The sequence below is a fragment of the Pseudomonas gingeri genome, assembly GCF_013386165.1.
In the GTDB taxonomy this organism is placed as follows: Bacteria; Pseudomonadota; Gammaproteobacteria; order Pseudomonadales; family Pseudomonadaceae; genus Aquipseudomonas; species Aquipseudomonas gingeri_C.
In genome coordinates, this window is the sequence record NZ_JACAOS010000002.1 from 118,194 (window position 1) to 139,782 (window position 21,589).

The window sequence follows — 21,589 nt, forward strand, 5'->3', positions numbered from 1 at the left end:
TCGCCTGGGTTCAGTGCTGCTGACGCAACGCCGCGATAAACACCTGCAAGGCCGAAGACATCTGCCGGTTGCTCGGGTAGTACAGATAGAAGCTGGGGAATGGCGTCGACCATTCCTCCAGCAACGGCACCAGTGCGCCGCTGCCCAACTCGGCTTCGATCCACTCGCGAATCCACACCGTGATACCCAGGCCATCGACCGCCGATTGCAGTGCAACGGCGCAATCGCTCACCACCAACGAGCCTTTGACGCTGAGCTCGAACGGCGTGCCGTCGTTGAAGAAACGCCACTTGTACAACCCTGCTTCACCGGCGCGGCGCCAGTTCACGCAGCTGTGTTGCAGCAGGTCTGCCGGTGCCTGGGGCCGACCGCGTTGTTGCAGGTATTTGGGCGAGGCCACGGCTATCTGGGTCAGCGGTTCGCTGAGCCGGAGGGCAATCATGTCCTGCTCGATAAATTCTCCCAGGCGGATGGCCGCATCATGACCTTGGGCGACGATGTCGGTGGTGCTGTCGTCGGCAATCAGTTCGAGCTGGATGTCCGGATAAGTGGCCTGGAAGGCGGGCAGGATCGGTTGGATAAAGTGCAGCATCGCCACTTGCGGGGCACTGATGCGCAGCGTGCCGATGGGCGTGTCGCGGTATTCGTTGAGTGCCTCCAGCGCCGAGTCCAGGTCGGCGAACACGCTGCCCAGGCGTTCGAACAGACGGGCACCGGCTTGCGTGGTCGAGACGCTGCGGGTTGTCCGGTTCAGCAAGCGAACCCCCAAGCGTTCTTCCAGGCCTTTGATGGTCTGGCTCAAGGCCGACGCCGAGACGCCAAGCGACTGGGCCGCCCGGGAGAAATTGAGCGTCTGGGCCACGGCAAAAAAAGCCTTGAGGTTGGCAAACTCCTGATCGCGCATTATGTATTCGCTCCTTCATAATGTTTGAAGATGGTTCCATATTCTAAATAAATGGCATGGGTCGGACAATGCGTTCAATCGGCGATCCTGCCTTTGCCACCGAAGGAATTGTCATGTCATTCCCCGCTCATTTCGACCTGCTGAACTCAGCCCTCGCGCCTTTGCCCGATCAACACCGCCTGTTGCTGCTCAAGGGCGGGATGGTTGTCACTCTGGATAATCAACTGGGAAACTTTGTCGAGGGCGACGTCCTGATCCGTGGTACCGAGATCGTCGAGGTCGGTGTCAATCTTGTGGCCGAGGGGGCCGAGGTGATCGATGCCAAGGGCATGATCGTCATCCCCGGGATGGTCGATACCCATCGCCACGCCTGGGAAGGCCAACTGCGACGTATCAACCCGGACTCCTCATCCCTGGAGGACTACTGCAACGCCACGCATTTTTCCTTCGCCAAGTACTACCGGCCCCAGGACATGTACGTGGGCAATATGCTGACTGCCCTGGGCTGCATCAACGCCGGCATCACCACCCTCATCGACAACTCCCATAACGCCCGCAGCGGTGCGCATTCCGATGCGGCCATCGAAGCCTTGCAGGACGCCGGTATCCGGGCTGTCCATGCGCCGGGCGCGCCTTTGTCCGGGGAATGGGACTCGGCCCGGTGGCCTGGCGATCTACGTCGTCTGAAGGACAAGTATGCAAGCACCGGCGACTCGTTGGTGACCCTGGCAATGATGTCGCAGATCGACCGTGAGCAATGGGCGCTGGCCCGCGAGTTGGGCCTGAGCATTGTCACCGAGTTCTTCGGGGCCGGCATGGCCGGCGAGCTGGAGGCGTTGCACCAGGAGGGGCTGCTGGGACCGGACAATATCTTCAACCACTGCACCTGCTTGCCGGACCAGGGCTGGTCGATCCTGCGCAACGCCGGGGTGAAGGTCAACGTCTGCCCGCGCTCCGACGCTCACTACGGCCTCGAAGACGGGATGTTCGCCTGGCAAAAGGCCGTGGATCACGGAATGAGCCCGGGCCTGAGTGTTGATAACGAAAGCTCCTACGGCGGCGACATGTTCGGCGAAATGCGTGTGGCCTTCTACCTGCAGCGCGCGGCAGCTCATAGCGCGCGTTTCCACGGAAAATCGCCTGCTCCCGACCTGGTGAGCACCCGGCAACTGCTCAAGGCCGCGACCCTCGACGGTGCGGTGTGTGCCGGGCTCGATTCGCGTATCGGCAGCCTCACACCAGGCAAGCAAGCGGACATCGTATTGATCCGCACCGACAACCTCAGTCTCTATCCGTCCAACAATGCGCTGGGCACGGTGGTGCATGCCGCGGAACGGGGCGATATCGACACCGTGATCATCGCCGGGCGGATTCGCAAGCAAGCGGGTGTGGTGCTGGGGGTGGATCGCCCGCAACTGGAACTGGCGACTGAAGAGTCCCGTGGGTACCTGTTCGCGGCGGCCGGTTACACCCCGGACCCTTTTGCGGAAGATTTTTCTCCCCTGCACTTGTTCGCTGATCGTCTGAAGGCGTTGCTGTTGTGAGCGTGCGCATACTTGGTCAATTTCACCCAGATCGGTGATTTTGCCGAAGCATGGGAGCGCTCCTGGCAAGCAGGTTACGATTACGAACAGATGGGGATTCCCTGGCTGACCTTCATGAGTCGCTATATTACCGACGACAACATGTAGGTACCGGGTGAGCCGCGACGCGGGCGAGAGATACCAAGGCCTTGTGGTAGGCGCGCTTCTGAAAGCGCCGTGAACCTTTGTAGGAGCCGGCTTGCCGGCGACGACGTCCGTAAGAACGATGCAAGACTTGCCGGCCCCATCGCCAGCAAGCTGGCTCCTACAACGAGCGTGTGTTACTTACCGCCCAGTGCACCACCGGCTGCGCCGCCCAGGCCGGCACCGATGGCCGCTCCGGTCTTGCCGCCCAACTGGTTGCCCAGCAGCGAACCGCCGGCTGCGCCGAGGCCACCGCCGATGGCGGCTTTGGTTTTCTTGCCTTTCTTGGCGGCTACCGCGCCACCCGCTGCGCCACCCAGGCCTGCGCCAAGCGCCGCGCCGGTGCTGCCGCCCATCTTCTGGCCGAGAACGTTGCCCAGGGCGCCGCCCAGACCACCGCCGACCGCGGCCTGTGTGCCGCCCGCCGCCATGGCGCCTTGGGCAAACAGGGCGCTCAGGGCCAGGACGGTAAGTGCTTTACGCATGTTGCAAACCTCGAAAGAAAATTGAACGGCAATTGTCGCTGTCCACGGAGGGCGAAGCAAATACTGTTGTCGGTGATATCAGATCATCCGGCAGCTTCTTTCAGGAATAACGATCAGGTGTTCTTACCCCATTATGGCTCACCTCAGTCCATGAAAAACATGTGGTTATTGAAGGGGTTATGTCAATAAGAATCTGGAAAATATCTTGTTACAGATTGTCGCAGTGGGTTAATATAGCCCCGCGTTCACCTACCACGGTTTATGCATTTTTAAGCCCCAAGCGTCCATCAGCCGCTTGGGCTTTTTTTTGCCTGCAGTTTGCCTATGGGCGTTGAGCTTCTGCCCGATCATGTATTGGCTCGAGTGATGGCCCTATGCCTTGCTGGGTTGTTGCCGAGGGCCGCAGCAGTTCGGCGTATTTCTGGGCAATGGTCATCGTGGTGGCCTGTGCAATCGATGAGGACGCCATCGACACGCAAGCGTCGGCACCCTGAGTCTGTGGCTGAAGTAAGCCTCTGGGTTTTATTTCATGTGACAAATACTTCAAATTGTGTCAAAAATTAAACAAAGTACTGAAAGTATTGCGGGGTTGTCGGGCTATCAAGGGTATTCAGGCCTGGAGCGGTCGGGTGTCCAGGCTTACCAGATAACAGCTGGTTGTATAGTGGCCATATGATTTCGTGGGTGGCTCGATTTCCTAGTACCGTCGATGTGCAGGGAGGGGCACCGGCTTAGCGGTGCGCCATCGGTGTTTGAGGGTTGCTCAAGCATCTGTGGCAAGCCCGGCAGCCCGGAGGCGAAGGGTCTCTTTGGTGATCTGGTCATCGCCAGATCGCCGCGCAGTGAAATGCATCCGTGACGCTCGTTTATGACTGTCTGTACGAGTGCATTTGGACTGAACCAAAATTAATTCGCGTGGTCATTTGTAATATATTTTGAAATATTATTTAACAAAAAGGTACTCCGCGGAAATGAGGCGCCGACGCTATAGCGTGCAGCTGTTCGGTGCGTAGCATCAGCCGGAATGCCTTGGTAAGATGACGTACGCTTTGGGTTCATCTTTCATACAATTTCACTTGCTAATTCTGATACCGTGCGGCCCACGTTTATCGCGGCGCCTTGGTGATTTATGGCAGGCGAAGCTTTGGCATCCTCCGATGCGTTCAGGGTTTCACATGCAAGATCGACCAGGTGATGTGAGCTTATGTTAATGATAAGGCAATTTGCCACTATTCAAGCTGTAGGAATGTTGATGTCATGGAGCTGATACCTGTAATCCTCTCGGGCGGTGTTGGCAGCCGTTTGTGGCCAATGTCGCGGGAGGCTCATCCGAAGCCATTTATGCCTTTGCCGGATGGGCAGAATCTCATTCAAAAAACCTTTCTGCGGGCCTCTCGACTGGAGGGAGTGCGGGAGGTTCTCACGGTCACCAATCGAGAGTTACTATTTAAAACAGAGGACGAGTACCTCGTTGTTAATACCGCAGGCTTGGCGCTGGGATATATTCTCGAGCCGTTTGGCCGCAATACGGCAGCAGCAGTGGCCGTTGCTGCTTTGCAGTTAGCGGAAGTTTATGGGCCCGACGCGCAGATGCTCGTACTTGCCGCCGACCATCTGATTCAGGATGAGGCTGCGTTCGCCAGTGCTGTTGCCAAGGCGAAGGTATTAGCCGATCAGGGCTGGCTTGTTACCTTTGGTATAAAGCCTGCCTATCCGGAGACGGGCTTTGGCTACATTGAGGCGACGATGTCGTCGGCGCTCGAAGGTGGCCTACCCGTCACGCGCTTCGTTGAAAAGCCTGATCAGGCAACGGCTGAGGCGTATGTGGCCGCGGGGAATTTTTTCTGGAACTCCGGCATGTTCTGCTTCCGAGTGGGTACAGTGCTTGATGAGTTGGCCACGCACGCGCCTGATGTCATGGAGGCCGTTTCCAGAACGCTTGCCGCCTCTCGAGTGACCCAGGGCACGCGTTACCGCTGCCTGGCGCTGGATGCGACGGCTTTCTCAGGCGTTCCTGATATTTCAATTGACTACGCGCTCATGGAACGATCGTCCAGGGTGGCAACCATTCCATGCAGCATCGGGTGGAGCGATATTGGCTCGTGGAGTGCGATCAGCGAGCTGACCTCTGCCGATGCAAAAGGCAATCGGTTCGAGGGTGAGGTGCTCTCTTACGATGCGCAAAACAATTATGTGCACAGCAAGGAGCGATTGACCGCCTTGGTCGGGGTCGAAGATCTGCTGGTGGTGGACACGCCCGATGCCGTCCTGATTGCCCATAAGGATCACGCCCAGGATGTCAAACATATCGTGGGTCAATTAAAGGCAAATGGTCATACGCTGCATCTCCTGCATCGGACCGTTCATCGGCCTTGGGGCACCTACACGACGCTTGAGAGCGGGCATCGTTTCAAAATCAAGCGTATTGTCGTCAAGCCCAAGGCTTCGCTTTCCTTGCAGATGCACCATCACCGTAGCGAACACTGGGTGGTTGTTTGTGGCACGGCGATCGTGATCAATGACCAGCAGGAGTTGATGCTCAATACCAACGAGTCCACGTTTATTCGTGCTGGGCATAAGCATCGTTTGCAGAACGCGGGTGTTATTGATCTTATTTTAATCGAAGTGCAGTGCGGCGATTATCTGGGCGAGGATGATATTGTTCGATTTGAAGATAACTATGGTCGTGTCGAGCAATAAGTTCTGATTTTTATTGTTTGTGTGTAATCAGGCCGTGGTGGCTGTTGCTAATGAATGTTTTTTTAGTCGCGTATTTTGAGGTGAAAAGGATGTCGCATGCACGGCGATGAGTATTGAGAGCACTATATTCTTCTCAATGCTCCAGGCGCAAAAAAAGAGCTGAGGCTTAAGGCGCCCGGATTGTTGAGTCGCTAAAGATTTGTAATGGCACGGCCCCGTCAGCAGGGTCGCACTGACACAACTGATATTGAAGTGGTGAAGAAATGAGTGAGAAAAAAGTAGCTTTGATTACCGGTATCACCGGGCAAGACGGGGCTTATCTGGCGGAGTTCCTCCTCAAGAAGGGATACGCCGTTCATGGGGTCAAACGCCGTAGTTCGATGTTCAATACCGCGCGTATCGACCACTTGTACCATGACCCGCATGCGCAAGGCTACGATCTGACCTTGCATCATGGTGACCTCACCGACTCGAGCAGCTTGATTCGCATCGTCCAGGAAGTTCAGCCGGATGAGATCTACAACTTGGCCGCTCAAAGCCATGTTGCTGTTTCTTTTGAAGAACCCGAGTACACGGCCAACTCCGATGCACTTGGCGCCTTGCGGCTGCTTGAGGCGATTCGGATTGCCGGTCTTGAGAAAAAGACCCGGTTTTACCAGGCCTCTACTTCCGAGCTGTACGGCTTGGTGCAAGAAACGCCGCAGAAAGAAACCACTCCGTTCTACCCGCGTTCTCCTTATGCCGTAGCCAAGTTGTACGCCTACTGGATGACCGTCAACTATCGAGAGTCCTATGGCATCTACGCGTGTAACGGTATTTTGTTCAACCACGAATCGCCGATCCGTGGTGAAACATTTGTAACCCGCAAGATCACCCGTGCTCTGGCGCGAATCAAACTGGGCCTTCAAGAGTGCCTGTACCTGGGGAACATGAACGCGTTGCGTGATTGGGGGCATGCCCGTGACTACGTTGAAATGCAGTGGCTCATGTTGCAGCAAGAGGTTGCGGAAGACTACGTGATCGCGACAGGCGAACAGCACTCGGTTCGAGAGTTTGTCGAGTTGGCCGCTCAGGAAATTAACATCAAGATCCGCTGGGAAGGGCAGGGGGTTGAGGAAAAGGGTTACGATGCCGCGACCAACAAATGCATCGTCGCGGTTGATCCGCGCTATTTCCGGCCTGCCGAAGTAGAAACGTTGCTCGGTGACCCAAGCAAGGCCAAGGAAAAACTGGGTTGGGTGCCGGTGACCAGTTTTGCCGAACTCGTGAAAGAGATGATGCAGGAAGATATGCGCGAAGCAGACCGGGATCAACTGGTCAAATCCCATGGCTATAAATATTTCAACTACCAAGAGTAAGGGGCTGAGATGATCCCGGTTTATCAGCCTCATCTGGGCGGTCGCGAAAAGGAATATGTCAATCAATGTCTTGATTCGACATGGATCTCTTCGCGTGGTGAGTTCATTTCGCGTTTCGAAAATGCGTTTGCTCAATACATTGGTTCAGAACATGCGACTACCGTAAGCAATGGCACCGTAGCCCTGCACCTGGCGATGGCGGCTTTGGGGCTGGGTCCGGGTGACGAGGTGATCGTTCCGACGCTCACCTACATCGCTTCGGTCAATACCGTTATGCAAACTGGCGCCCGAGTGGTCTTTGCCGAGTCGTTGGCTGACACCTGGAACGTCAGTGTTGCCGACATCAAGAGCCGAATCACCGAGAACACCAAGGCTGTCATGGTGGTTCATCTGTACGGTCTGGCTTGTGACATGGATGAGATCGTCGCGTTGTGCAATGAGCACAACCTGTTGCTGATCGAGGATTGTGCCGAAGCGTTTGGCTCGCTGTACAAGGGGCAACATGTAGGCACCTTCGGCGATGTGGCGACATTCAGCTTCTTCGGCAACAAGACCATCACTACCGGAGAGGGTGGGATGGTCGTTTGCAGGGACAGGGTTGTTCATGACAAGGCCTGTCATCTGAAAAGCCAGGGCGTGAGCAAGACACGTGAGTATTGGCACGATGAGTTGGCTTTTAACTATCGTATGACCAATATCTGTGCGGCCATTGGGCTTGCGCAACTGGAGCGGGCGGATGAGATACTTGCTCGCAAGCGCCAGGTGGCCGACTGGTACCGCGAGGCGCTGGTGGGGCTGCCATTGGCCCTGCATGCCGAGCAGCCAGGCACACGTCATTCCTACTGGATGTGTTCCATCCAGCTGGATGACGCAGAGCAGCGCAAAGGGTTGCGAGATCACTTGAAGGCGCAGGAAATTGAAACACGCCCTCTCTTTCCACCCGCTCATACCATGCCTCATTGTAGAACTGACGAAGTTTTTGCCGTGGCGCAGGATCTCAGCTTGCGTGGGGTTAACCTACCCAGCTATCCGACGCTGAGTCGTGATCAGGTGTGGCAGGTGGCGAATGAGATTCGGAAATATTTTTCGAGTTGAACGAGTCGTGATCGCGGCCGAGTAATCGGCTGCGATTCCATCATGGTGCATTGACGTTGCTGAAATGATGGTTTGAACTTAATGAACGCTTGAAGGTGGATCGATGTTTTCGTACTTCTCTCGTGTATGGGCGGCCCGGTATTTTTGGGTACACCTTGCGCTGGCTGATTTGAGATCGAGGTGGAGGCGGTCTTTTTTTGGTGTCACTTGGTCAATTATACAGCCGCTGGGGCTGACCTGTTTGTTGGCGTTGGTATTCAGTCGGATTCTTCATACTGATATTGTGACCTATGCACCCTACATTCTCTCGGGGATTATTGTCTGGGAGTATATCTCTGCGAATACCATCGGCGGTTCGCTTTCGTTTGTCCAGGCGGATGCTTATATAAAACAGTGCAATCATCCCCTGGCGATCTACACGCTGAGAAATATTCTGAGCAGCTCCATTGTTTTAATGCTAGCGAGTCTTTCTCTTTATGGGTGGGTCGCTATCGTGCTACCCGAAAATTTTGGCTGGAGCTGGTTGGCCACGTTAACCATTTACCCAGTTTTAGCGGCAATCGCTTGGCCCGTTTCAACCCTGCTGGCCTATGTCAGCACCCGTTTCAGAGACGTACCGCATGCGCTTGGGCTGGTCATGCAGTCGTTGTGGTTTATCTCCCCGGTCTACTTTGAGGAGAAAATGTTCAGGAGCGGCGGGTTGCACGCTCTGGTGGACTACAACCCCATTTATCATATTCTTCAATTACTCAGGGCGCCCTTGCTGCATGGGGAGTGGCCGACCCTTGAGAATTACGTGTTCAGTTTGGGGACTGCCTTGGTGCTGGGGCTGATCGCTATTCTGGTCGGGTATAAATCTGAGCGAAAGGTGATTTTCTACTTATGAAGAAAAATCGTATTTTACTCGAGAATGTGAATCTGCATTATGCGGCGATGGCTTATCGAGAGCGATCGTTGAAGTCGCTGATGGCCAGTGCTTTTAAAAAAGCCGCCCGGAATAAACAGATCGCGGATATTCATGCATTGAAGAATGTCAATGTGGAAATCAATAGCGGTGAGCGTGTAGGGCTGTTGGGCCATAACGGCGCTGGGAAAAGCACCTTTTTGAAAACTGTTGCCGGCTTATATCCTGTTTCAAGTGGCGTTTTGCAAGTCAGTGGCCAAGTCAGGTCACTTTTTGATTTAAGCCTTGGGTTTGAGCCCGATGCAACGGGCAGAGAGAATATCCTTTATCGCGGTTTGCTGCTTGGTCTCTCGCCCAAGTTTATGCGCCAAAAGGAAGAGGAAATTGTTGCCTTTGCCGGGCTTGGAGAGTTTATCGACTATCCTATAAAGACCTATTCTGCAGGTATGCAGGTTCGCTTGGCGTTTGCTATATCAACCACAGTGGGTGGCGATATTCTGTTGCTGGACGAAGTGATCGGTGCGGGCGATGCGAATTTCATGGAAAAGGCCCGCTCACGAATTACCTCATTGATTGAGCAGGCAGAGATTCTGGTACTTGCCTCTCATGATTTTAATGCGCTGAAGTCTATCTGTACCCGCGGCTTGGTGTTTCATCATGGTGTTGTTGTCTATGACGGTGATATCGAAGATGCCATTGTGGAGTACAAGATTGTTAATGCGTCGGTTCAGTAATAGAGCGCCCGTTGAGTGCTGGGTATGAGAGGTGAAGCCGTGGCAGTCTATTCGGGTTTGTTGATTCTCGGTTTTGGTGGTCATGCTCGCAGCATCGCCGATGTTGGACTGAGTGCTGGCATTGCCCGGCTCTGCTTCGTCGATAAGAATGCTCGTCCTGACGAGTCTTTCGTTGGGTTCGAGGTATTGCCCGAATGGGTGGGCGAACTCCCGGAGGGGTGGGCAGTCATCCCGGGAAGTGGTGATAATTTCAAACGACAGTCTCAGCTGGCGTTTGCTACTGAACAAGGTTGGCCCATCGCGACACTCGTGGCGCCTACTGCCACGTTGGGGGTTGGATCGACAGTCGGGGCGGGCAGCTTTGTTGCGCAACACGCACATGTGGGGCCGATGGCCAGTGTTGGTAAAGGGTGCATTGTGAATTCGGGGGCGATTATCGAGCATGACTGTGTCGTTGGGGACTACACGCACGTTTCCATCGGTGCCTGCGTGGCAGGACGCAGCAGGATCGGCCGATATTGTTTTCTGGGCGCAGGGTCAACGGTCATTGATGGTTTGAGTATTACTGATAGCGTGATACTCGGTGCTGGGGGGTGCGCAACTCAGGCGCTTGAGTTGTCGGGTACCTATGTGGGTGTGCCTGCTCGATTAATAAGTGGGATGCGCTGAAAATTGAAAGTTCTTCATTTTTTTAAAACCTATTACCCAGAAACGATGGGTGGTACTGAACAAGTTATCTTTCAGTTGGCCGAAGCCGGGATAGCGCATGGCGTCAATTCCGAGGTTTTATACCTCAGTGAGCGGGGGGCGACGCGTGGGCAGCGCCTGGGTCAGCACCTTACGCATACCTCAAAGCTTGATCTGCATGTGGCATCGACAGGTTTTTCGCTCTCGGCATTCAGGGATTTTAAAGAGTTGGCGCATGAGGCGGACATCATAAACTACCACTTTCCGTGGCCCTTTATGGATGTCGTACACTTTTGGACCGGTGTGCGCAAGCCAACAGTCGTCAGTTATCACTCGGACATAGTCAAGCAGAAAACCTTGTTACGGTTGTATCAGCCGTTGATGCACCACTTTCTGAGTCGGGTCGATAGAATCGTTGCTTCGTCTGCAAACTATGTCGAAAGTAGTCCAACATTAGGTGCTTTCAAGGAAAAGCTGTCAATTATTCCTATCGGACTGGACCGAAACACTTACCCTGCCGTGACTCCCGAGAAGCTTTCATTCTGGAAGTCTTCCGTAGGTGATCGGTTCTTTCTTTTTATCGGTGCGCTGCGTTATTACAAAGGTCTTGACTATCTATTGGAGGCCGCGTCGACGGTGCCCTATCCCATTGTCATTCTGGGGCAGGGGGCGATGGAGTGCGAGTTGAAAGCGAAATCCCAACGATTGGGATTATCCAATGTTCGCTTTTTAGGTGGCCTTTCGGATCCTGATAAGGCCGCCTTGCTCCAATTGTGCTATGGCTTGGTTTTTCCGTCGCACTTGCGTTCAGAGGCATTTGGTATTTCCTTGCTGGAGGCGGCGATGTTTGGTAAGCCGCTGATCTCCTGTGAGATTGGTACCGGTACCAGCTATATCAATATTGGCGGCGAAACCGGTTTGGTGGTTCCTCCAGCCAACCCTCCGGCGTTGGCTGATGCGATGAGACAGCTGTGGGAGGGGCCTGCTGTGGCGGCGGAGATGGGACGTCGGGCTGCTTTGCGTTTCGAGCAGCTCTTTACTGCAGATGATATGGCCCGTGCTTATGCTGAAGTCTATCGTAAGCTGCTTTCTCGATAGTCGTTACCAGGGAATTTCAGCATATTTGGCAGATTAGTGGCGATCTGGAATGAACCGCACGTACACTATTGCCCCCAGGTTTGGCAGGATGATGTCGTGTCATTTGTTCGGTGCTTGATTGAATGGATGCGAAAGCGCTCTGATTGATCAGGCAAGGCCCGGTTCAGAACGGGATTTTCCGTTCTGAACTGGCTGCCGCCGTCGCCAACTGGTTTTTGACAGCAGCGTCAACGACGACATTGCTGCGTACGTAATAGCTAATGGAATAAATAATGTCAGGTAAACCATTGCGAGTGATGTGGCTACTCAATCATGGATCTGCGCGAAAATTCGAATTGCCCATGCTTAAATCCGTGGGGATCAGCGAGATTTTTCTGCCTAAATCCTATCCTCAGGAGGTTGGTTTTCGATCTGCCAGTGTCGACTACTCCGAGGATGCGAGCCTGACGATTCCACCTGAAGACCTGGAGATTCTCAACGCTCAGAATTGGTATGTGGCACCGACCAAGGAAGCGTGGGGTATTGCCAACAAACATTTTGACATTTGTTTTTTTATTTGCCATTCGCCAGGTTTCATGAATGAAGTGTCCCGATCCTTTGAAGGGGCGGCTATTTGGCGCGCGTATGGGCTCGACAAAACGTTAAGCTACGCAGAAATAGTCAAAATTTGCCACTATGGCAGCCAGTCTGTGAAGCGTTTGGGGCGTAGGCTCTGGTTCGGCATCGCCTATGATCACCTGGCGAGCATAGAACCGCTTTACCTGCAGAAAAGAAAAGTGTATCTGCCCTTGGGGCTCAGTAATTGCGAACTGACTCCAACGTGGAGAGGGCGTGATCAGGTTATATTTTTTGTTTGTCCGGATATTGGTTTCAGTAGTTATTACAAGTCGGTGTACGAAGACTTTAAGCGGGATTTTGGGGAGTTCTCTTACAAGATAGGAGGGTCTCAACCTATTGAGGTTGATGATCCTCATGTACTGGGTTTTGTGACTAACGAAGAGCATGAAAGCAACATGAGAGAGTCGAGGCTCATGTTCTATCACTCCCGTGAGCCGAATCACATCCATTACCATCCTTTCGAAGCGATTCGGGTGGGTATGCCTTTGGTCTTTATGGCAGGAGGGATCCTGGACCGAATGGGGGGGATTGGTTTGCCTGGGCGATGTGAAAGCATAGCTGAGGCGAAGATTAAAATTCGCAAGATATTGAATAACGATGAATCGCTGATTCGGCGTATCTGCGAGACCCAGGTCATCCTGCTGGATCCTATGCGCTCAGAGAACTGTGTGGACGCCTGGCGTATCGGCTTCAAACAGATTGTTTCTGAACTTGAGTCCATCAAGAACGAGCAACGCTTCAAACCTCATGTGAAAAACAAAAAAGTTGCCGTGGTGGTGCCAGTTGAATACCGTGGCGGCAGCTTGCGTGGGGCAAAACTCATGGCGCAGGCTATTTATGCTGGTGCGCGTGATTGGGATGAGCCCGTCGACGTCGTTTTGGCACACCTTGATGTACAGGCTAGTTATAAGGATGAGGAGTTCAAGGACGTCAGTGAACATATCCAGCGTCGAGCATATCGCTGGAAAGTTCTTGATGGGGGCAGTGCGCGCCGCGCCATGCGGTATGCTGGCCATGATGGTTGGGAACCTGCATCCGAGCAATATATGGTGCCAGATGATGGCATCCAGCAGTTATTGGACTGTGACGCCTGGATCATTATTTCTGATCGAATAAGCATTCCTTTGCTTCCATTGCGACCTTGTATATTCGTTGTCTATGATTATTTGCAACGTTATGAAAGACGTATGGCGGGCGCCGATCAGAACTTTATTCACGCGGTTCGTCACGCGCAAAAAGTCTTGGTGACCACTGAGTTCACCAAGAATGACGCCATTCAGTACGCGGGTGTTGATGAACAGCGCCTGGTAAAACTGCCGATGCTCGCACCCGATTTTTCCTGTGAAGATTCGGTGTCTCCAGTCAGCGATGCGAAGGTTTCTCCCTATTTTGTTTGGACCACTAACGCGGGCGTGCATAAAAATCACGAAAATGCATTCAAGGCGCTGAGCTTTTATTATGGGAGTCTGAATGGAAAGCTCGATTGCCATATCACCGGCGTTGATACCAAGAAGCTCCTGAAGAGCTTGCATGATCATCTACAACCGGCGATCAAGGTCGCGAAGTCAAACAGGATCCTGAAAAAGCGCCTGAACTGGTTGGGTGAACTGCCCGATGATGAGTACCGCTCCGTTCTGCGTGGGGCTGCCTTTCTTTGGCATGCGGGAAAAATCGATAATGGTACGTTCAGCACCATCGAAGCGGCTTATTTTGGGGTGCCTGCACTCAGCAGTGACTATCCCGCCATGCACGAAATCAATGCTCAGTTTGCATTGAACCTGACGTGGATGGACCCTGACGACTATCAGGATATGGCACACAAGCTTAAGGAAATGGAGATGACGTACATTTCCAAGATTGCAAGCCTACCGACCCATGAGCGCTTGAACGAACAGAGTGTCGGACGTTTGGGCGGAAAATACTGGGAGGTCATCAGGGAATGTCTGTGAAACATTATGGAATCTACTTGGCTTATGCTCCGGGCGTTGATTTACGTCATGAGGGGCTGGGCCGTTATCTTGCCGCGTTCGTGAAGGGGGCCTCGGAGAGGGATGATGTCAAGTTTGTCCTTGTCTGCCCAAGTTGGACAAAGGAAGGTCTGGTTGAGCTGTTCTCCAGTGAAGGCATCAATAACGAAAAAATTGAAATTGTCAGCCCTGCAAAGAAGCCCATCGTCCTGGAACTGTATGAGCGCTATCTCGAGCGGAAAAAACGTCGAAAAAAATCCAGGATAGGTCGATGGATCCTGGAAAAATATTGCGTGCTCAAACAGGCAGCCATCAATCATGCCGAACAGCGTTTGGTCACTGTTGATATTGTAACCGGTGTACTTTTTGCTTTTGAACTGGCGTTGGCGCTGGGACTTGCCCTGCTCCTGAGTCCGTTGTTTCTGCTGTTGTTGGTTGGCGTTATCATGGTCCGATCAAAAGCCATGATTTATAAGAGACTAAGGCCCTATCTTCGACTCATTTCACGCGTTAGCCGGCTGCTGGGCAACCCCAAGGACGATACGTTTGTATTACGTTTGTATCGGCGTATGGAAAAAGTCGAGTCCGAGCGGATGCTCGGTTTGATCGGGCGGATGGAGACTGTTCGCGCATGGTACAGCCCAGCGGCTTTCTGGCCGGCGTTCAACCAGATCAAGGCTCCCCGGCTCATGTGTGTACCGGACGTGGTGCTATCGGACTTCCCGATTGGTTTTTCGAGCGTAGGCGGAGACCGATTCCTGCAGACCTTTGAAAGCGTGCGCACAGCTATCCAGAACGGACAACACTTTGTCACCTATAGTGACACCATCAAATGGGAAACGTTAGTCGATCATTATTTGGTCCGTCCCTCGGATGTCTCGGTCATCCACCATGCACCCAATATGCTCAATCAGTGGGTGACGACCCGCGGTTTCAAGGACCTTGAGGCGACATCCCACCATTACTGCTCGACGCTTTTGTCCTCGGCCCTGCGTAAGTCTTCTAACAAAAACTACACAGTGGGGTTCGTCAATGCTGAGTTCAAGTATTTGTTCTATGCCAGCCAGTTCAGGGCAAACAAGAATATTCTGACTTTGTTGAGGGCCTATGAGTACCTGCTTAGAAAGAAGTATCTCAAGCACAAACTGATCTTGACCGGGGACCCGGATAAGTTTCCGGTGGTTAAAGACTTTATCGTCGAACACGGTCTGGAGAACGACGTGTTATGTCTCCATGGCCTGAGTGTTCAAGAGCTTGCTGCTTGCTACAAGCTGGCAGACCTTGCCGTGAACCCCAGCTTGAGCGAAGGCGGCTGTCCCTTTACCTTTACCGAAGCGATGTCGGTAGGTACGCCGGTGGTCATGGCTAGGATTGCCGTGACCGAAGAAGTGTTGGTTGATGAGGTGCTGCAGTCCAAGACGTTCTTCGACCCTTATGATTGGCGAGACATGGCTCATCGTATCGAGTGGGCGGTCGCGCATCGAGAGGAGTTGGTAGCGACGCAGATGCCAACCTATGAGCTGCTTTCCAAACGTACTTGGGCAGATGTGGTCAATGATCACATTGCTGTGCTGGATTCCATCTCCGCTACTCAGGGGCAGTCGGGCTCAACGTCCACCTGAGGGCGAGCTTTTCAGCGCACCAGTTCAGGGGTGCCTGAAATTTAAATGTTTACGCTTCGAAGGGAGAATATCGATGCAGCAAATCAACAACCTTTCAGCAAAAATTGGAAAATTCCAGGGGTTGATCAATACAGCTGTCCAGCGCGTGGTCGCCAGTGGCTGGCTGGTCCTGGGGCCTGAAGTGAAGCGCTTCGAGGCTTCTTTTGCCGAATATTTGGGGACTGGCCACTGTGTGAGCGTGGCCAATGGTACCGACGCCATCGAGCTGGCCTTGAAAGCGTTGGGTGTTCAGAAAGGCGACCGGGTTGCCACTGTTGCCAATGCCAGTATGTATACCACGACCTCGATTTTGGCGATTGGAGCCATACCGGTCTTTATGGATGTCGACCTGGATACCCAGCTTGTCACGCTGTCGCAGGTGCAGCATGCCATTGAATCAGGTGTGAAAGCGGTCGTTGTCACGCATCTATACGGTTTGGCGGTTCCGCAGATTCAGGAAATCTCGGAGTTGTGCGCAAAACATAATGTGCCGCTTCTCGAGGACTGCGCACAAGCTCATGGTGCCGTTAGACATGGCAAACGCGTAGGGACATTTGGCGACGCTGCCAGTTTCAGTTTTTACCCTACAAAAAACCTCGGCGCGCTGGGTGACGGGGGAGCGATCGTTACCCACTCCGAGGAGCTTGCTCGGCGGGCGTCCCAGCTTCGGCAATACGGTTGGTCCTCGAAATATTGTGTCGAGCTGGAAGGTGCTCGAAATAGCCGGCTGGATGAGATGCAGGCGGCCATTCTTTCCGAGTTTCTTCCCTTCCTGGATGAGGGGAATGCACGGCGACGTGAGATTGCCGAGCGGTACAGGACAGAAATAAAGAAGTCAGAGATTAGCCACCCTCAAGAAGGCAGCAGCGCCTACGTGGCCCATCTTTATGTCATAAAGTGTCCGCAAAGAGATGCACTGCAGCAACACCTGCGTAGCAGGAATATTGCGTCAGACGTTCATTATCCCATCCCGGATTATAAACAACCGGTGTTCAATAATAGCTACCATGATGTCTGTCTGGAAAACACCGAGTTTCTTGCCAGGGAAATTCTGACACTCCCTTGTTATCCGGAAATGACCGATGTCGAGGTCAGTGCCGTGATTGATGCGGTAAACGGGTGGGGGGCATGAAGTACTCGGTCATTATCCCGGTCTACAAGAACGCAGAGTCTATTCCACGCTTGATTCAAGTGCTGGCTGAAGTCAACGTGAGTCTGAATAACGAACTGGAAGCCGTTTTTGTGGTAGACGGGAGCCCGGATGCTTCGTTCTCTCTGCTTCAGAAAGAATTGGGCCGCCTTCCATTCTCTGCGCAACTCTTGGTGCACTCCCGAAATTTTGGCTCGTTTCCGGCCATTCGTTCTGGCCTGATAGCGGCTTCTGGGGAGTATTTCGGGGTCATGGCTGCAGATTTGCAAGAGCCGCCCGAGTTGTTGATAAGCTTTTTCCAAGCGTTGTCGAATGACGAGTGTGATGTGGCGATCGGTACGCGTAATGCTCGAAGCGATCCCTTCCTCAGTCGCCTGGCATCATCGATGTTCTGGGGGCTGTATAGGAAGCTGGTGGTCCATGATATGCCCAAAGGCGGTGTTGATATCTTTGGCTGTAATCGGGCTTTCAGGGACCAGCTTCTAAAACTTGAAGAGTCCCGTTCATCGCTGATCGCACTGATTTTCTGGTTGGGGTTCAGGCGTAAGTTCGTTGATTACGAGCGTCAGGTCCGCCAGGAGGGCAAGTCTGCCTGGACATTCAAGAAAAAGCTGGAATATATGATGGACAGTATATTCGCTTTTACCGACTACCCGATTCGCCTTTTGATTCGCATGGGAACCATCGGCTCGCTGGGTGCCGTACTGGTGGGGCTGATGGTGATCATCGCGCGGGTTTCCGGTGCCATTGCTGTTCCAGGTTATGCGGCGACCATGCTTGTTGTTCTTCTCCTGGGGACATTGAATCTCCTGGGGCTGGGGCTGGTGGGGACCTACGCTTGGCGTGCTTATGAAAACACCAAACAAAGGCCGCTGGCGGTCGTATCGATCAAGCTGAAAAATAGGGAAGGTGATGAGAATGCCTAATCAATTCATACATCCAACCGCTGATGTGAAAAGCAGCAACATCGGTCCGGATACCCGTGTTTGGCAATATGTAGTTATTTTTCCGGAAGCCGTTATTGGGGCGCAGGTCAATATATGCTCGCATTGTCTGATCGAGAACGATGTCATCATCGGCGATCGCACAACGATTAAGTCAGGTGTATTTGTCTGGGACGGTCTCAGGATCGGTGCGGATGTGTTTGTCGGCCCCAATGTCACCTTTACAAATGACAAGTTTCCACGGTCAAAAATATACCCTGAGTCATTCTTGCAAACCGTCATACACGACAAGGCTTCTATTGGCGGTGGTGCAGTCATTCTACCGGGCATCACCATTGGCACTGGGGCAATGGTTGGCGCTGGCGCGGTGGTGACCAAGTCGGTCCCGCCTTACGCAATCGTTACCGGTTCGCCTGCCAGAATCACCGGCTATGTCGAAAATGCGTCCTCAAGCAATCAACCGCTGCCACAGTCCATAGAGGGTGCTGATCAAGCAGAGGCTATTACGAGAGTGGGTGTGGGGGACGTAACGGTTCACCGTTTGAAGTATATTGCTGATATGCGAGGTGACTTGTCGGTAGGTGAGTTTCATAAGGATATTCCGTTTTCGCCTAAACGTTACTTTTTGGTGTTCGGTGTCCCGAGTCAGAAAACCCGGGGTGAACATGCGCATCATAAATGTAGCCAGTTTTTGATTTGTGTGAAGGGCAGCTGTGCCGTCGTTGTTGATGACGGAAAAAACAGGGTTGAAGTTGTGTTGGATGCGCCGAACAAAGGTATTTATCTGCCGCCTCTGATATGGGGGATTCAGTACAAGTATTCGGAAGATGCCGTGTTGTTGGTTTTTGCTTCAGAGTATTACGAGGCGGATGATTATATTAGAGAATACTCTGAGTTTTCAAAAATCACTGCGGAAAAAAGCTGAAGTGAATGAGTTTTGTATGAAGAGTCGTATGCGTAAGTGGGCGGTTTTTTTGATGGGCGGCTTATTGAACACGGCGATAACTTACGGCATTTATCTGCTGCTGGGTTTGTTCCTGACGTATCAGGTTGCCTATGTTATCGCTTACGCGTGCGGTATCGGGTTTTCGTACCTGTTCAATTCGCAGGTCGTTTTTCAAGTGAAGAGGACGTGGATCGGATTCGTTCTGTATCCGCTTGTTTATTTGATTCAGTACGTACTCTCTGCATCAATTTTGCATTTCATGGTCGAGCGCTTGGCTATTTCAAAAGAGATAGCCCCCCTGTTGATTGTGGTCTTGCTGACCCCGGTAACTTACCTCTTGAGCAAAACCTTGCTGCACGCCACTCATCAGTCGAAGTCGACTGTGCAGTCACAGGTTTCCGATGATAAATAATACTGAGTACTTTATGGACCAAAGCGTCTCTTGGCGCCGACCGGATTGTGCAAGTGTAAAAGCAATCCTGGCGCACACATTACCCTCAGCGCTGTTGGTGTTCGTGCTCTGGTTGCCATTCGGTTTTGCCTTGACCGGCCTTATTGAGGAATGGGGGGTGTTAGGTCTGTTCACCACCCAAGGGCTTTTTTTTATTGCCGATCCCGGGAGCCCTCTTCCGGCGCACGCCCTTAGGCCTTTAACGATTTTTCCGCAAGCCATCGCATATTATCTGGATCCTTATTCATTTGATTATTGGAACTGGCTTTTAGCACTTTCGCTTTTTGTAAAGGGAGCGGCGCTTAGTTATATAGTCAGTAAAATGACGGGGGCACTGCGTTGGGGAGTGGTTGCGAGTATCCTGATCTTGATTTACCCGGCGGACACCATGCAATTGTCTTTTCGGGCACTTCACATTAATTGGGCGTTAGCGCTTGTGCTGCTTGGGACGGCATTGTTCATATTTGCCCTTGATGTGAAAAATGCACGGTTGTCCTATTTTTTGAGCGCTATCTCCGCTGGGTTATTGTCCTGTGCATGCGCTATGTATGAGGTCTCATTATTATTTTCAATCATTCCTCTTTTTGTTCCTTTTGTACTGGTAGGAGGGAGGGGGGCGATTGCTCAGGCGCGTCTTAATATTGGGAAATATTTGATTTTTTTTGCAGGAGCCTTAGCCTATATTTTTTATGTGTATCATACGGCACCATTGGTGAAAAGTTACCAAAGTGGTTTTGCTACTACTGGTAGCGTCATGGCAACTCTCCAACATTCATTGCCAAATTTGTTTTCAATTGGGTTGTTAAGAACAGCTTTGGGGGGGTGGTTTGACGCGTTGAGAATTACGGGTGTTGAATTTTCAAATTATGGATACGCAACTGCGGTTGTTTTTTTGCTTACGATGTTTTTTTGGTGTTTTGCATATATTGATAAATGTAAGACTCAGGGTGTAGAAAAAAAATCGTCTAAAGGGTTCATCGTGCGCTTTTTGACGGTTGGCGTGATTTTTGTGCTGCTGGGGTATGCACCTTTTTTGCTGTCTGTCTCCCATCAAAGTATTAGTCAGAGAACATTTTTATTTGCTTCCGTAGGTGGAGCGATAATCACGCTTTCTGTGCTTATGTTCATAGGCAGACTCAGTGATAAAATGTCGCTTTGCGGGATAGCAGCTTTGTTTTTTATAGGCTTTTCGACACAGCTTTTTCAGTTTCATCACTACGTTCAGCTCTCCGATAGGCAGAAAATTATACTGAGCGATATAGTCGATAAATTTGATGGTGAGGATGCAGGTAAGACGATTTTGGTGCTCGATAAAAGCGGTCAGCTTGACAGCACTTGGATGTTTCTAAAAGCCAATCTGATGTCGGCGATGAGCTATATTTATGGTCACCCGATTAATCGCTTAGAGATTTGCTACATGCCGGCCAAAGAGTGGCAACAGACAGATGTTATCGGTCGAAAAGGACAGTGTGAAGAGACCGCGGATGGATGGATTTTTCATTATCCCACGCCGATAAGTGGACCGGGTATTGAGTTGACTCCGAAAATTGACGATAAATTTTTGTCGAAAAATGATGTTATCACCTTGGTCGTTGATCCGGATAAAATACAGGTTCCGAATGCGACGCCAACTGTTGAAAAGCCGTGGCTCGAAGAAGAAAGCCGAACGGGCTTAATTTATAGGGGGGTCATTGCTCGATCAACACCGCCCCTCTCGATAGTAAAATTTAAAAATGATCTGGTAAGTGATCACTATTATTGGGGCTTTGGCAATTGGTGGAGCATGGAATTTCCGATTGCGGGTGCTGGTTGGCGGCCGGCAGAGTGGCAGATTAATCGATTTTATCACAAGGCTTCGGCATGGAAAATTAATGAAAATGCTGATTTATACTTCAGTTTTTTGTCCGTGGCTAAGAAACATCGGTTGCATGGACGGTTTGAAGTGTTTGCTGGGCCTGAGATAAAAGCTAGCATGAAAATTTTGATTAATGGCTCACCAGTTACGCTTAAATGGACGAGCGAGAATGATTTTGAGGCCACCGTGGGGGAGGGGTTGCTGAAAACAGGAGTGAATACCATCACCTTTAGTTCTGCTGTTAATAATGCCTATTATGGCCTTTCGGCGAAATTGGATTGGGTTGAAATTACAAAATACTAACT

17 protein-coding genes and 1 pseudogene are annotated in these 21,589 nt (G+C 52.1%); 16 read left to right on the forward strand and 2 right to left on the reverse strand.

Annotated features, from left to right (window positions below; translation table 11 throughout):
* Nucleotides 1-10: 10 nt before the first annotated feature.
* Nucleotides 11-904, reverse strand: coding sequence for a LysR family transcriptional regulator (locus HX866_RS04355; RefSeq protein WP_177094260.1), 894 nt, complete (start codon nt 902-904; stop codon nt 11-13).
* Nucleotides 905-1,017: 113 nt separating this feature from the next.
* Between HX866_RS04355 and HX866_RS04360 the strand changes: the two genes are divergently transcribed.
* Entirely contained in the window at nt 1,018-2,448 is a 1,431-nt protein-coding gene (locus HX866_RS04360; RefSeq protein ID WP_177138242.1) for an amidohydrolase family protein, read from the forward strand.
* A 9-nt stretch (nt 2,449-2,457) separates the two neighbouring features.
* Nucleotides 2,458-2,592, forward strand: a pseudogene (locus HX866_RS04365) (OprD family outer membrane porin); the annotation flags it as partial.
* Nucleotides 2,593-2,768: 176 nt separating this feature from the next.
* Here HX866_RS04365 and HX866_RS04370 read toward each other — a convergent pair.
* Complete coding sequence (locus HX866_RS04370; RefSeq protein ID WP_121139059.1) at nt 2,769-3,116, reverse strand: bacteriocin; 348 nt, start codon at nt 3,114-3,116, stop codon at nt 2,769-2,771.
* 1,257 nt (nt 3,117-4,373) lie between these two features.
* Between HX866_RS04370 and HX866_RS04375 the strand changes: the two genes are divergently transcribed.
* The 14 genes from HX866_RS04375 (at nt 4,374) to HX866_RS04440 (ending at nt 21,587) form a co-directional block, all read left to right on the forward strand.
* A complete protein-coding gene (locus tag HX866_RS04375) occupies nt 4,374-5,816 on the forward strand; it encodes a mannose-1-phosphate guanylyltransferase/mannose-6-phosphate isomerase (protein WP_177094266.1) in 1,443 nt (480 codons plus the stop codon).
* Between the two features lie 263 nt (nt 5,817-6,079).
* On the forward strand, nt 6,080-7,174 hold the full coding sequence (gene gmd, locus HX866_RS04380) for a GDP-mannose 4,6-dehydratase (protein ID WP_177094269.1): 1,095 nt from the start codon (nt 6,080-6,082) through the stop codon (nt 7,172-7,174).
* A 9-nt stretch (nt 7,175-7,183) separates the two neighbouring features.
* Nucleotides 7,184-8,269, forward strand: coding sequence for a DegT/DnrJ/EryC1/StrS family aminotransferase (locus HX866_RS04385; RefSeq protein ID WP_177138244.1), 1,086 nt, complete (start codon nt 7,184-7,186; stop codon nt 8,267-8,269).
* Between the two features lie 103 nt (nt 8,270-8,372).
* Nucleotides 8,373-9,155, forward strand: a complete 783-nt coding sequence (locus HX866_RS04390) for an ABC transporter permease (protein WP_177094273.1) — start codon at nt 8,373-8,375, stop codon at nt 9,153-9,155.
* Nucleotides 9,152-9,907 (forward strand): ABC transporter ATP-binding protein, encoded by a 756-nt coding sequence (locus HX866_RS04395; protein WP_177094275.1) that lies wholly within the window; start codon nt 9,152-9,154, stop codon nt 9,905-9,907. The genes HX866_RS04390 and HX866_RS04395 overlap by 4 nt, the downstream gene beginning before the upstream one ends.
* A 24-nt stretch (nt 9,908-9,931) precedes the next feature.
* Nucleotides 9,932-10,576 carry a NeuD/PglB/VioB family sugar acetyltransferase gene (locus tag HX866_RS04400; protein ID WP_218179639.1) on the forward strand — a complete coding sequence of 215 codons (645 nt, stop codon included), beginning with the start codon at nt 9,932-9,934 and terminating at the stop codon, nt 10,574-10,576.
* Nucleotides 10,577-10,579: 3 nt separating this feature from the next.
* Entirely contained in the window at nt 10,580-11,692 is a 1,113-nt protein-coding gene (locus HX866_RS04405) for a glycosyltransferase family 4 protein (RefSeq protein WP_218179640.1), read from the forward strand.
* Nucleotides 11,693-11,964: 272 nt separating this feature from the next.
* Nucleotides 11,965-14,259, forward strand: coding sequence for a glycosyltransferase (locus tag HX866_RS04410; RefSeq protein ID WP_177094277.1), 2,295 nt, complete (start codon nt 11,965-11,967; stop codon nt 14,257-14,259).
* Nucleotides 14,250-15,899 carry a glycosyltransferase gene (locus HX866_RS04415; protein ID WP_218179641.1) on the forward strand — a complete coding sequence of 550 codons (1,650 nt, stop codon included), beginning with the start codon at nt 14,250-14,252 and terminating at the stop codon, nt 15,897-15,899. The genes HX866_RS04410 and HX866_RS04415 overlap by 10 nt, the downstream gene beginning before the upstream one ends.
* Before the next feature lie 73 nt (nt 15,900-15,972).
* Entirely contained in the window at nt 15,973-17,070 is a 1,098-nt protein-coding gene (locus HX866_RS04420; RefSeq protein WP_177094279.1) for a DegT/DnrJ/EryC1/StrS family aminotransferase, read from the forward strand.
* Nucleotides 17,067-18,014 carry a glycosyltransferase family 2 protein gene (locus tag HX866_RS04425; RefSeq protein WP_177094281.1) on the forward strand — a complete coding sequence of 316 codons (948 nt, stop codon included), beginning with the start codon at nt 17,067-17,069 and terminating at the stop codon, nt 18,012-18,014. Before HX866_RS04420 ends, HX866_RS04425 begins: the two co-directional genes overlap by 4 nt.
* Nucleotides 18,007-18,957, forward strand: a complete 951-nt coding sequence (locus HX866_RS34590; protein ID WP_177094283.1) for a WxcM-like domain-containing protein — start codon at nt 18,007-18,009, stop codon at nt 18,955-18,957. Before HX866_RS04425 ends, HX866_RS34590 begins: the two co-directional genes overlap by 8 nt.
* A gap of 16 nt (nt 18,958-18,973) precedes the next feature.
* Complete coding sequence (locus HX866_RS04435; RefSeq protein ID WP_177094285.1) at nt 18,974-19,390, forward strand: GtrA family protein; 417 nt, start codon at nt 18,974-18,976, stop codon at nt 19,388-19,390.
* 13 nt (nt 19,391-19,403) lie between these two features.
* Nucleotides 19,404-21,587 carry a hypothetical protein gene (locus HX866_RS04440; RefSeq protein WP_177094287.1) on the forward strand — a complete coding sequence of 728 codons (2,184 nt, stop codon included), beginning with the start codon at nt 19,404-19,406 and terminating at the stop codon, nt 21,585-21,587.
* The last annotated feature ends 2 nt before the right edge of the window (nt 21,588-21,589 follow it).

What these genes read in the sequence shown, in the direction of transcription:
- HX866_RS04355 (WP_177094260.1), bottom strand. Translation starts at nt 904, where the DNA reads ATGCGCGATCAGGAGTTTGCCAACCTCAAGGCTTTTTTTGCCGTGGCC.
- HX866_RS04360 (WP_177138242.1), top strand. Translation starts at nt 1,018, where the DNA reads ATGTCATTCCCCGCTCATTTCGACCTGCTGAACTCAGCCCTCGCGCCT.
- HX866_RS04370 (WP_121139059.1), bottom strand. Translation starts at nt 3,116, where the DNA reads ATGCGTAAAGCACTTACCGTCCTGGCCCTGAGCGCCCTGTTTGCCCAA.
- HX866_RS04375 (WP_177094266.1), top strand. Translation starts at nt 4,374, where the DNA reads ATGGAGCTGATACCTGTAATCCTCTCGGGCGGTGTTGGCAGCCGTTTG.
- gmd (WP_177094269.1), top strand. Translation starts at nt 6,080, where the DNA reads ATGAGTGAGAAAAAAGTAGCTTTGATTACCGGTATCACCGGGCAAGAC.
- HX866_RS04385 (WP_177138244.1), top strand. Translation starts at nt 7,184, where the DNA reads ATGATCCCGGTTTATCAGCCTCATCTGGGCGGTCGCGAAAAGGAATAT.
- HX866_RS04390 (WP_177094273.1), top strand. Translation starts at nt 8,373, where the DNA reads ATGTTTTCGTACTTCTCTCGTGTATGGGCGGCCCGGTATTTTTGGGTA.
- HX866_RS04395 (WP_177094275.1), top strand. Translation starts at nt 9,152, where the DNA reads ATGAAGAAAAATCGTATTTTACTCGAGAATGTGAATCTGCATTATGCG.
- HX866_RS04400 (WP_218179639.1), top strand. Translation starts at nt 9,932, where the DNA reads ATGAGAGGTGAAGCCGTGGCAGTCTATTCGGGTTTGTTGATTCTCGGT.
- HX866_RS04410 (WP_177094277.1), top strand. Translation starts at nt 11,965, where the DNA reads ATGTCAGGTAAACCATTGCGAGTGATGTGGCTACTCAATCATGGATCT.
- HX866_RS04415 (WP_218179641.1), top strand. Translation starts at nt 14,250, where the DNA reads ATGTCTGTGAAACATTATGGAATCTACTTGGCTTATGCTCCGGGCGTT.
- HX866_RS04420 (WP_177094279.1), top strand. Translation starts at nt 15,973, where the DNA reads ATGCAGCAAATCAACAACCTTTCAGCAAAAATTGGAAAATTCCAGGGG.
- HX866_RS04425 (WP_177094281.1), top strand. Translation starts at nt 17,067, where the DNA reads ATGAAGTACTCGGTCATTATCCCGGTCTACAAGAACGCAGAGTCTATT.
- HX866_RS34590 (WP_177094283.1), top strand. Translation starts at nt 18,007, where the DNA reads ATGCCTAATCAATTCATACATCCAACCGCTGATGTGAAAAGCAGCAAC.
- HX866_RS04435 (WP_177094285.1), top strand. Translation starts at nt 18,974, where the DNA reads ATGAAGAGTCGTATGCGTAAGTGGGCGGTTTTTTTGATGGGCGGCTTA.
- HX866_RS04440 (WP_177094287.1), top strand. Translation starts at nt 19,404, where the DNA reads ATGGACCAAAGCGTCTCTTGGCGCCGACCGGATTGTGCAAGTGTAAAA.